Origin of the sequence: Gilliamella sp. CG25 (genome assembly GCF_046635705.1) — a bacterium.
In the GTDB taxonomy this organism is placed as follows: Bacteria; Pseudomonadota; Gammaproteobacteria; order Enterobacterales; family Orbaceae; genus Gilliamella; species Gilliamella apicola_I.
Genome location: NZ_JBIDFJ010000008.1, coordinates 95,635 through 106,966, shown reverse-complemented (window position 1 = coordinate 106,966; position 11,332 = coordinate 95,635). Strand labels below are relative to the sequence as shown.

The window sequence follows — 11,332 nt, the reverse complement described above, 5'->3', positions numbered from 1 at the left end:
AATTATTCATTTGCAAACCAACAAATATTACGAGCAGCCATAATAAAGTCGCCAGCTTGATTACTTGTTAAACCTTCAATCCCGACTAGATCATCTGTACCTTGTTCAGCTAAGTCTTCCAAGGTGATTACATCATGTTGGGCTAATTGATAGGCTAATTCTTGTGTCATACCTGGCAAATCTAATAAATCTTGCGCAGGTCGTTTATCACCACTATTAGCTAATGCTATTGTAGTTAATGCATCTTTGGCTCTATTTCTTAATGCTTCAACGAGTTCTTCATCAAGTTCTTCAATTTCAAGCAATTCATCAACAGGAACGTAAGCAAGTTCTTCCAGTGAAGTAAATCCTTCTTCTACTAAAAGTTTTGCTAACTCTTCATCAATGTCCAGATGTTTAATCAGATTATTAATTGCTGCAAATGATTCTGCATGATGCTTTTCTTGCAAATCTTCGGTACTCATGACATTTAATGTCCAGCCGGTCAGCTGCGAAGCTAAACGAATATTTTGACCGTTACGACCAATTGCCTGTGGTAAAGTGTCGGCATTGACAGCAACATCCATTGTATGTTTATCTTCATCAACAACAATAGAAACTACATCGGCAGGCGCCATAGCATTAATTACAAATTGTGCCGGATTGTCATCCCATAAAACGATATCAATACGCTCACCACCAAATTCATTGGATACAGCCTGAACACGCGCACCACGCATCCCAACACAAGCACCAACAGGATCGATACGACGATCATTACTGCTTACTGCGATTTTAGCACGTGAGCCTGGATCACGAGCAACACCTTTAATATCAATCATTTCTTCACCAATTTCTGGTACTTCAATGCGGAATAACTCTTCCATCATTTGTGGATTTGAACGACTGATACAAAGTTGTGCCGGTTTATTATCTTGTTCAACTAAATATAAGATCCCGCGAACCCTATCGCCTATACGAAAGTTTTCGCGTGGTAACATATCATGGCGGGACATCATCGCATCAGCATTATTTCCTAAGTCAAGGATAACGCTATCACGATTAGTCTTTTTAACAATTCCCGTTACGATATCGCCGATTCGATTTCTAAACATGTCGATAACCATCGCACGTTCAGCTTCACGAACTTTTTGCACAATCACTTGTTTGGCTGTTTGCGTAGTAATACGGTCGAAGGCAACCGATTCTATCTGCTCTTGAACGTAATCACCAATTTTTACTGAAGGATCTTCGTATTGCGCAGCCTCTAAAGTCATTTCTTTCGTCGGTTGAGTGACTTCGTTTACAACAAGCCAACGACGGAATGTGTCATAATCACCCGTTTTGTGATCAATCTTAACGACAACATCAATATCAACTGTATGTTTCTTTTTGGTTGCCGTCGCTAATGCGGTTTCTAACGCCTCAAAAATTTTATCTCGCGTAAGTGCTTTTTCATTTGATACCGCTTCAACAACAGCTAAAATTTCTTTATTCATCCTTTACACCCGTACTCTATTTAAGGTTAAAATTAGGTACAATGTTTGCTTTTTGTATATTACTAAAAGCAAATACCTCATCATTATTATCAACTGTTAATGTAATCATCTCATTATCAATGGATTTAATATGTCCTTTCCATTTACGACGATTAGCAACAGGGATACGTAAACTCATCGTAATTTCTTCACCAATAAAACGTTTATAATGCTCAAGCGTGAATAATGGTCTGTCCATACCTGGCGATGAGACTTCAAGATTGTAGGCATCTTTGATAGGATCTTCGACATCAAGTACCGCACTAATTTGTCGGCTAACATCAGCACAATCATCAACAGAAATACCCTCTTCACTATCAATATAAACTCGTAACACTGGGTAACGGCCACGGATATATTCAATACCGACTAATTCAAAACCAAGCGCATTAACAGGCTCTTGAATGATATCGGTCAATTGTTGCTCTATATTAGCCAAACAAACCTCCACTGCAGAAAATAAAAAAGGGCATGAAGCCCAACATTCCTTAAAAACTTACGCTTAAATCGAAACGTAAAAAAACCTCGACATGCGAGGCTTACATTTAAAACTAACTATAATGAAGCCACTTGTTTCGAACTTTCATGCAATAATAACAGGATAAATGGTTATGGATGAAAAGTTAAGTGGTTGCGGGGGCTGGATTTGAACCAACGACCTTCGGGTTATGAGCCCGACGAGCTACCAAGCTGCTCCACCCCGCGATAGATGGTTGATGAGTATACTATATTTTGAAAAAAATGCAACTGAAAATCACGCTTTTTTAACAGTTTTACTTGAAGTTATTGAAATATTTCAGATAGTCATTTTGTCTTATTTTTTTAATTACTCACATTAAATTACATTATAATATTTTCTAATGAAATCATAAGGATTTCCGCTGATTTTTCAGCGGAAAAACGTGTTTTTGTGATTAATATTAAATAACGATTTTTGGAGGCTATTTTATAGTTGCATTTTTCATTTTATTGACAAAAATGGCTAATTCATGCAACATTTTTTGAGGGTTATCCAAATGTTGCTCAATAATTTTGACTGTCGCAGAACCAGCAATTGCTCCCGCTGCTCCCGATTTAATTGCTTCACTCACTTGGTTAGGATCAGATATACCAAATCCTTGAATAGCAGGAGGTGCATTAAATTCAATGAGTTTTTTCAATAAATGGGTAAGGGGTTTATTGGCACGATTTTCAGTTCCTGTAACACCAGCGCGAGACACCAAATAAGTATACCCTTTACCATATTTAGCAATATTTTTAATCACTTCATCATCGGCATTAGGTGGACAAATAAATATAGGGGCAATACCATTTTTTTCAGCTGAGCCTATAAACTCTTGCGCATACTCAACAGGTAAATCTGCAATCAATACTGAATCTATCCCTGCTTTAGCGCACTTGGCATAGAAGTTATCAATACCATTTTTGAACACTAAGTTAGCATAGATGAGTAATCCAATAGGAATATGAGTATTATCATGTCGAATTTTGGTTAAAATTTTAAAGCATTTATCAACGGAGATACCGCCTTGAAATGCCCGAATATTGGCGTTTTGAATAGTTGGACCATCCGCCATGGGATCCGAAAATGGAATGCCTAGTTCCAATGCATCAGCACCCGCATCAATTAATGTTTGAATTATTTGTAATGAGAGCTTTGGATTGGGATCACCAACGGGAACAAAAGGAACAAATGCACCTCGTTTTTCTTGCTTTAACTTATCAAATAGTTTTTGATAGCGGCTCATTCGACTTCTCCTTTTGCTTTTAAAATATCATAAACAGTAAAGATATCTTTATCCCCACGACCAGATAAATTGACAATTAATAACTGTTCTTTGTTTGGATTTTCTTTGATCATCTTAATAGCGTACGCTAAGGCATGCGATGACTCTAATGCGGGGATTATGCCTTCACTACGTGATAGAGCTTTAAAGGCCGCTAATGCTTCGTCATCAGTAATCGATACATAATCAGCCCGTCCAATACTGTCTAAATATGCATGTTGAGGTCCTACCGACGGAAAATCCAAACCCGCAGATATCGAATAAGATTCTTCAATTTGTCCTTCATCGGTTTGCATCATTGGCGATTTCATCCCAAAATAAATGCCTAGTTTACCATGTTTTAATGATGCGCCATGCTCGCCACTATCAATACCATGACCTCCCGGTTCAACACCAATTAATCTGACCGATTTATCTTCAATAAAATTGGCAAACATTCCAATAGCGTTTGACCCCCCTCCAACACAAGCAATGACAGCATCAGGCAAGCGACCTTCTTTTTCTAAAATTTGCTGTTTTGCTTCACGGCTGATCATTTGTTGAAACTCTCGGACAATGGTCGGAAACGGATGCGGTCCGGCAGCTGTGCCTAACATATAATGTGCTTTTTCATAACTACCTGACCAGTCTCGTAATGCTTCGTTACAAGCATCTTTCAATGTTGCAGAACCTGTTTCAACAGGAATGACTGTTGCGCCCATTAAACGCATTCTAAAAACATTGGGTGCTTGGCGCTTAACATCTTTTGCCCCCATATAAATGCGGCATTTTAGACCTAATAGTGCGCACGCTAAAGCCGACGCAACGCCATGTTGCCCTGCACCGGTTTCGGCGATTATTTCCGTTTTTCCCATTCTTTTGGCTAGTAAAGCTTGCCCTAATACTTGATTTGTTTTGTGTGCCCCACCATGCACAAGATCTTCTCGTTTTAAATAGAGTTTGGTTTTCGTACCCGCCGTTAAATTTTTACATAATGTGAGTGCTGTAGGTCGACCTGCATAGTTAACTAACAAATTGTTAAACTCTTTTTGGAAGCTGGGATCGTTGATCGCAGAGATAAAAGCATCCTCAAGTTGTTCAAGTACAGGCATCAATATTTGAGGGACATATTGCCCGCCAAATTCACCAAAATAAGGATTTAATTTAGACATAACCATTCCTTTTTAAAATTAATTAAATTTGTTCAAATACGGCTTTAATTTTCTGTTTATCTTTAATACCAGCAGACATTTCCACACCGGAATTAATATCAACGCCAATAACTTTAGTGGCTAATGCAGATTTGACATTTTGTGGATTTATACCACCCGCTAAAATCACATTATTTAAATCCAGTCCATTTAGTAATGACCAATCAAAACGTTGTCCTGTTCCCCCTGCTCCATGATCAAAGATATAGCGACTAATTAGCGGATGATGATGTTCTGGGATGACATCGCTAATACTTAGCGCTTTCCAGATTTGACAGGATTGAGGCAGCTGTTGATGTAAGGTTTGTAAATACTCTTCGTTTTCATCGCCATGTAATTGAACGGCATAAAGTGATAATTGTTTGGCAATTTGACTTACTTGCTCGATGTCTTCATTTTTAAACACACCAACCCAATTAAGTGGAGCCACTGACATAAGCGAACGCGCTTTAATGGGTGAAATATAGCGTGGTGATTGGGGGACAAAAATTAATCCACCATAAACAGCGCCAGCTTGATAAGCCGCAACAGCATCTTCTGTTCGCGTCAAACCACATACTTTATTTTCACCTAACATAACTTTTCGAATCGCTATCGCTAAGTTAGATTCCGACATTAATGCACTTCCAATTAAAAAACCATTAGCAAATTGACTGAGTTCTTTCACCTGATTATGGGTGTATATACCTGATTCACTGATAATGATGCGATCCGTCGGAATTGTTTTAGACAAATTCTTGACCCGATTTAAATCGACACTTAAATCACGTAAATTACGATTATTTATACCGATGACTTTAGCACCAAGTTCAATGGCTCGTTCGACTTCTTTTTCAGTACTCGCTTCAGTTAGTACACCCATATTAAGTTGATGAGCAATCTGACTTAAATGACGATATTCATCATCGGTAACAACAGATAGCATTAATAAAATAGCATCTGCTTGATAATAACGCGCTAAATAGATTTGGTATTCGTCAATAATAAAATCTTTACATAGAACGGGTTGTGTCACTTCGTTGCGAACAATTGGCAAAAATTCAAAACGACCTTGAAAGTATTTTTCATCAGTCAGTACAGAAATAGCCGAAGCATAATCTTTATAGACTTTAGCAATACTCGCTGGATCAAAATCGTTACGAATTAAGCCTTTTGAAGGTGACGCTTTTTTACACTCTAAAATAAACACCGTTTTAGGCTGATTTAAGGCTTGATAAAAATCACGATCACTTGGTTTAATTTCTGATTGAAATGTGTCTAGTGGTTTTTGTTTTTTTTGTTCGATTAGCCATTGCTTTTTATCATCAATGATCTGTTTTAAAACAGTCGCCATTTCAACATTTTCGGTTAATGTATTTACAACCATGTTACTCTCCATTTTACCTTGCTGCTAATTGTTGTAACAGCGTATAGGCTTTGCCACTATGCATCATATCAATTGCTTGCTGCGCATTTTGTTTTAAATCTGACTGACCAAACAGGCTCATTAACATGGCGACATTAGCAGCAATGGCTGCTTCATGCGCCGGTTTACCATGACCTTGTAAAATGGCTATTAACATATCACGATTCATCTCAGGTGTACCGCCTTCAATGTCTTTTAAGGTATACTGTTTTAGCCCAAAATCTTGTGGTGTCAAAGTAAAATAACGAATATTGCCATTTCGAATTTCAGCCACTTGGGTTTCACCATGAATAGCAACTTCATCCATTCCAGATCCATGTACCACGTAAGCATGAGTATAACCTAGCATTTTTAGCGTTTCAGCAATCGGTGTGATTAAATCGGGATGATAAACTCCTAATAAAATACGTTTAGGTCTGGACGGATTTATCAACGGCCCAAGCACATTGAAAATAGTCCTTGTTTTTAATTGCTGACGTACGGGCGCAGCATGACGAAAGCCTGAATGATATTGTTGAGCAAATAAAAAACAGACCCCCAATTCATCTAATGCTTTACGAGATGCTTCCGCAGGCATATTTAACTTTATCCCTAAAGCGGATAATACATCGGACGATCCCGATTTACTTGATACACCACGATTACCATGCTTAGCCACTTTATAGCCTAATGCTGCTGCAACAAAAGCGCTTGCTGTGGAGATATTAATACTATTGGTGCCATCGCCACCGGTTCCCACAATATCGGTAAAGTCATAATCGGGAATATCAAAACTATCCGCATTTTCCAGCAAGGCTTGAGCAGCGCCAGCAATTTCATCAGGTTTTTCACCCCTTACTTTCATGCTAATCACCGCAGTTGCTAAAACGGTTGGTTCAATTTTGCCTTGAATAATAAGATTAAATAGAATTTTACTCTCATTTTGGGTTAATGTTTGTCCTAAATACAATTTATTAATAATAGGTTGAATGTTGTATTCTTGTTTATCAATAATGGCCTCAGGTTTCGATTGTGACTCTGATTGTGGTGGATTGAGTGCCCACTCAATCGTTTGTTCTAACAATTTTACACCTTGAATCGTTAAAATTGATTCGGGGTGAAATTGAAAGCCATAAACCCGATCATGATCATTGCGCACCGCCATTACAATATTATTACAAAGTGCATTAATGGTGAGTGTATTTGGAATATTTTCGCCTTTTAATGAATGGTATCGAGCAACAGGTAGTGGGTTGGGTAACCCTTTAAACATAGCTTGTTCATCGTGTTCAATAAGCGATGCTTTACCATGTAAGATATCACCTGCTGGTACAATACTTCCTCCATAGGACTCGACAATTGCTTGATGACCAAGACAGATACCAATTATTGGCAATTTTCCTTTCAGACGCTTAAGTAGTTCTGGCATGCATCCTGCTTCGCTTGGCGTACCGGGACCTGGTGATAGCATTAAAATAGGATTTTGCATTTGAGATAATTTTTCAATAATGACGTCGGCTGGAATCGTATTACGATAAACAGTGACACAATGTTTGCTATTACGCAGTTGATCGACTAAGTTATAAGTAAAGGAATCAACATTATCAATAAATAAAATATTAGCCATTAAAATACACCTTCTACATGATGTGCTGCCATAATCGCACGAACAACGGCACGAGCTTTATTACGTGACTCATCAGACTCAAATTGTGGTTCTGAATCTAACACTACCCCCCCACCTGCTTGAACGGTTGCAATTCCTGCTTCCACGTAGGCACTACGAATGACTATGCAAGTATCCAAATCGCCATTGGCGGTAAAATATCCAACCGCTCCACCGTAACTACCTCGTTTAATTTTTTCCGATTCAGCAATTAATTGCATGGCTCGAACTTTCGGCGCTCCCGTTAACGTTCCCATATTCATTGTTGCTTGATAAGCATGTAAGGCATCCAAATCATGTCTTAATTGTCCCACCACTCTTGATACCAAATGCATAACAAAAGAGTAACGATCAACTTTTAATAATTCTTTAGTATAGCGAGTACCGGGTTGACATATACGCGCTAAATCATTACGGGCTAAGTCAACTAACATTAAATGTTCTGCTAACTCTTTCTTATCGGTACGCATATCAAGTTCTAATCGACTGTCTAAATCATAATCAATTTCACCATTCGCCGTTAATCCTCGAGGGCGAGTACCAGCAATCGGGTAGATTTCAACTTGATTTGTCGCTTTAGTATATTTAAGCGCGCTTTCAGGTGATGCGCCAAACAAGACAAAATCACGATCTTGCATATAAAACATATATGGACTTGGATTATTATTTTTTAGCACTTGATAAGCCGATAATGGGGCTGGACAAGGTAACGTAAAACGTCTGGAAGGCACTGCCTGAAAAATTTCGCCTTGTTGGATAGCATCTTGCATTTTTTTTACAACCGTGTTGAAATCGTCATCACTTTTATTACACGTAACATCAATGCTTGCCAGTGATTGGGTTTGAATTGGTTTCATCGGCTTGCTTAATGTCGCATCTAATTCAGCTAAACGATGAGTTAAGCGAGATATTTCAATCTGATCTGACGTAAAAGCGGTAGCCTTCAAAATTGATACATGATCTTGATGATTAATTTCTAATAGGGTTTCCGCTAAATAGAAACAAAAATCTTGGCAACGTTGTTCTGTTGGTAAAATAGGTAAGTTTTCAAATCCTGCCACCAAATCATAACAAAATAACCCACCAACAAATATGACATCCGAGCTACTATGTTCAGGGATATTTACTATTTTAAGTAAAGTTCTTAACGCATCGAAAATCGATAGCGACTTTAAACGAGAATCCTCATCTTGCATGCTATTAATCGTTGGAAAACTCAAGGTTAATTTTTGGGAATGATCGAATGTTTTAATGACCTTTTCGTCAAAAGCATGGTGCAATAAAGGTAACAACTTTTCACCATTAGTGGTCAAGGCTTCAAAAGTCACTTGCGTGTTTATTGCCGAGATACGTAATGCACTATCAACAATCATGACACTTTTAATACCTTGCTTATTATCAATTTCAGCCGATTCGAGCAATAACGTTGCAGGACGATTTTCACATAATTGGTTAAATACTAACGTCGGATCTTGATGATAACAAATAGTTTTAGTTAGCTGGGTTAAAGTTGGCTTATTCATTGTCGACTCACTATTATCAAATTTTTATTTAATTTTTTTATCATTAATTCAAAACTAAAAAACCCGCTTTAAGCGGGTTTATGAAAAAAACAGATAATCACATCACCCGAAATAGCTAATGTGCCACCGACCAAAGCCTATGAATGAATAAATAACTAGGTATAAGTACTGTAATGTCATCATCATTATCTGTTTAATATATTTTGTACTATTAAACTAGTTCATTAGTGTGTTGTCAACAATTAAATTTAAGTAAAGTATCGATAATCGTTTTAATATAAATAAGTTAATAATAACTAGTCAAATTAGAAATTTATCATTAAAATAGCCCCGAATTCTAATTACTAAGGAAATGTTGTCTATGCCTACTTTTTACATCGTTATTGGCGTTATCGTTATACTTGCTTTAATTACTGTATTAAAAGCCATTACTATTGTTCCGCAAGGTTTTCAATATACTATAGAGCGCTTTGGTAAATATACCCATACTCTTGAACCCGGATTAAATATCATTATTCCATTTATGGATGGTGTGGGACGAAAAATTAATATGATGGAACAAGTACTTGATATTCCATCACAAGAAGTAATTTCAAAAGATAATGCGAATGTGCAAATTGATGCGGTTTGTTTTATCCAAGTACAAGATGCAGCAAGAGCCGCTTATCAAGTTAATCAATTAGAGCGTGCTGTGATTAACTTAATGATGACCAATATACGTACTGTACTGGGTAGTATGGAACTGGATGAAATGTTATCACAACGTGATCATATTAACTCAAAATTATTGGGTATTGTCGATGATGCAACTAGCCCTTGGGGTATTAAAATTACCCGTATTGAAATTCGTGACGTTCGTCCACCTGCTGAATTAATTGCAGCCATGAATGCTCAAATGAAAGCAGAACGTAATAAGCGTGCTGAAATTCTTGAAGCAGAAGGGGTGCGTCAAGCGGCTATTTTACGTTCTGAAGGTGAAAAACAATCTGAAATTTTGAAAGCTGAAGGTGAAAGAGAAGCCGCATTCTTACAAGCTGAAGCGCGTGAACGTGCCGCTGAAGCTGAAGCAAAAGCGACACAAATGGTGTCCCAAGCAATTGCTGCCGGGAATATTAATGCGATTAACTACTTCGTTGCCCAAAAATATACCGAAGCATTACAACAAATCGGTTCATCAGATAACAGTAAAGTTATTATGATGCCACTTGATGCCTCTAATTTAATCGGCAGTATTGGTGGTATTGCAGAATTAATTAAAGAATCAAAAACTAATTCATAATAATTTTTCGATAATTATGCCTCTAATTTAGCGAATTTATACAGTGCTAAAGCAGAGGCATTATTTTAATTTTTATAAAATGAAAGGTAAAAATAATGGCTGATTTTTTTACAGTTATTTATAACTCTCCTCAATGGATTTTCATTGCCTTAGGCGTTATTTTTCTGATTGCCGAATTATTGGGTATAGGTGGATATGCACTTTGGTGTGGAATTTCAGCCATTTGTGTGGGAATAATAGCTTGGGTAATTCCATTATCTTGGCCAACTTTATGGTTCTTATTTTCAATTTTTACGGTCGTTTCTGTATATCTCTGGTATGTCTGGCTTAAAAACAAAGGAAAACATCGTTCAAGTAAAAACCAAATTAATCAACCTCAACAAGACTTAATTGGTATTAAAACAGTTGTCACTGATGCAATTATTAATGGTACTGGTCGAGTTAAAATTAATGATGGCACATGGTCAGCTAGATGTAATCAAGATTTACCAGTAGGTCAATCCGTTATTGTTACTTCTGTCGATGGAATAATTTTAAGTGTTGAACCTATCATTTAAAATGTTTTCATATCATATTTGAAAAACAAATATCAGAAAAATGACATTGAGAAGATGATTGAAATTTGTAAAGAAAATAAGATTTACATATGGAAAGATGATACCCAAAATGCACCAAAATTTATGCAATCTTTATTGTGTAACAAAGCAGTATCATTGATTCGATACTATTAATCTTAACATTCATTTATCCTATTAGCCAATAATCATTATTGGCTAATTTTTTTAGTTAATAAACCGCAAATATTTGTCATAACAGTTACGATTAATTGTTTACATTCGTTTGACTTATCCATGCGATATGCTATCACACTGGTAATGACATATAGAGAGTTATGCCGACAACGCTAAATTTTTTAATTTAATGAGTTTTATTTAGAATAGTGTAAGCATTTTTTATAGTCAAAATAGAAAAGCCCAACAATGTCT

At 36.9% G+C, this 11,332-nt stretch carries 9 protein-coding genes and 1 tRNA gene; 2 read left to right on the top strand and 8 right to left on the bottom strand.

All coding sequences use genetic code 11. The features are described 5' to 3' along the window. Window positions 1-2: 2 nt before the first annotated feature. The 8 genes from nusA to ACGH6P_RS07805 all read right to left on the bottom strand — a co-directional run bounded on the left by nusA (window position 3) and on the right by ACGH6P_RS07805 (window position 9,067). Window positions 3-1,478: a transcription termination factor NusA gene (nusA, locus tag ACGH6P_RS07840; protein WP_065559533.1), complete on the bottom strand. Its 1,476-nt coding sequence runs from the start codon at window positions 1,476-1,478 to the stop codon at window positions 3-5. A gap of 16 nt (window positions 1,479-1,494) precedes the next feature. Then, window positions 1,495-1,956 (bottom strand): ribosome maturation factor RimP, encoded by a 462-nt coding sequence (gene rimP / locus ACGH6P_RS07835; protein ID WP_065559534.1) that lies wholly within the window; start codon window positions 1,954-1,956, stop codon window positions 1,495-1,497. A gap of 189 nt (window positions 1,957-2,145) precedes the next feature. Further along, window positions 2,146-2,222: transfer RNA gene (locus ACGH6P_RS07830), tRNA-Met, on the bottom strand. Window positions 2,223-2,458: 236 nt separating this feature from the next. After that, window positions 2,459-3,265, bottom strand: a complete 807-nt coding sequence (gene trpA, locus ACGH6P_RS07825; protein WP_411597193.1) for a tryptophan synthase subunit alpha — start codon at window positions 3,263-3,265, stop codon at window positions 2,459-2,461. After that, a complete protein-coding gene (gene trpB / locus ACGH6P_RS07820; RefSeq protein WP_267379270.1) occupies window positions 3,262-4,455 on the bottom strand; it encodes a tryptophan synthase subunit beta in 1,194 nt (397 codons plus the stop codon). The genes trpA and trpB overlap by 4 nt, the downstream gene beginning before the upstream one ends. A gap of 22 nt (window positions 4,456-4,477) precedes the next feature. Continuing rightward, window positions 4,478-5,860 (bottom strand): bifunctional indole-3-glycerol-phosphate synthase TrpC/phosphoribosylanthranilate isomerase TrpF, encoded by a 1,383-nt coding sequence (trpCF, locus tag ACGH6P_RS07815; protein ID WP_411597191.1) that lies wholly within the window; start codon window positions 5,858-5,860, stop codon window positions 4,478-4,480. Between the two features lie 13 nt (window positions 5,861-5,873). Beyond that, entirely contained in the window at window positions 5,874-7,505 is a 1,632-nt protein-coding gene (trpD, locus tag ACGH6P_RS07810) for a bifunctional anthranilate synthase glutamate amidotransferase component TrpG/anthranilate phosphoribosyltransferase TrpD (RefSeq protein ID WP_411597190.1), read from the bottom strand. Further along, window positions 7,505-9,067, bottom strand: coding sequence for an anthranilate synthase component 1 (locus ACGH6P_RS07805; RefSeq protein WP_411597189.1), 1,563 nt, complete (start codon window positions 9,065-9,067; stop codon window positions 7,505-7,507). Before ACGH6P_RS07805 ends, trpD begins: the two co-directional genes overlap by 1 nt. Before the next feature lie 361 nt (window positions 9,068-9,428). Here ACGH6P_RS07805 and ACGH6P_RS07800 point away from each other — a divergent pair, with 361 nt between their 5' ends. Both ACGH6P_RS07800 and ACGH6P_RS07795 read left to right on the top strand, forming a co-directional pair. Next, on the top strand, window positions 9,429-10,346 hold the full coding sequence (locus ACGH6P_RS07800; protein WP_065559539.1) for an SPFH domain-containing protein: 918 nt from the start codon (window positions 9,429-9,431) through the stop codon (window positions 10,344-10,346). Between the two features lie 95 nt (window positions 10,347-10,441). Beyond that, entirely contained in the window at window positions 10,442-10,903 is a 462-nt protein-coding gene (locus ACGH6P_RS07795) for an NfeD family protein (protein ID WP_411597188.1), read from the top strand. Window positions 10,904-11,332 lie beyond the last annotated feature (429 nt).

What these genes read in the sequence shown, in the direction of transcription:
- nusA (WP_065559533.1), bottom strand. Translation starts at nt 1,478, where the DNA reads ATGAATAAAGAAATTTTAGCTGTTGTTGAAGCGGTATCAAATGAAAAA.
- trpA (WP_411597193.1), bottom strand. Translation starts at nt 3,265, where the DNA reads ATGAGCCGCTATCAAAAACTATTTGATAAGTTAAAGCAAGAAAAACGA.
- trpB (WP_267379270.1), bottom strand. Translation starts at nt 4,455, where the DNA reads ATGTCTAAATTAAATCCTTATTTTGGTGAATTTGGCGGGCAATATGTC.
- trpCF (WP_411597191.1), bottom strand. Translation starts at nt 5,860, where the DNA reads ATGGTTGTAAATACATTAACCGAAAATGTTGAAATGGCGACTGTTTTA.
- trpD (WP_411597190.1), bottom strand. Translation starts at nt 7,505, where the DNA reads ATGGCTAATATTTTATTTATTGATAATGTTGATTCCTTTACTTATAAC.
- ACGH6P_RS07805 (WP_411597189.1), bottom strand. Translation starts at nt 9,067, where the DNA reads ATGAATAAGCCAACTTTAACCCAGCTAACTAAAACTATTTGTTATCAT.
- ACGH6P_RS07800 (WP_065559539.1), top strand. Translation starts at nt 9,429, where the DNA reads ATGCCTACTTTTTACATCGTTATTGGCGTTATCGTTATACTTGCTTTA.
- ACGH6P_RS07795 (WP_411597188.1), top strand. Translation starts at nt 10,442, where the DNA reads ATGGCTGATTTTTTTACAGTTATTTATAACTCTCCTCAATGGATTTTC.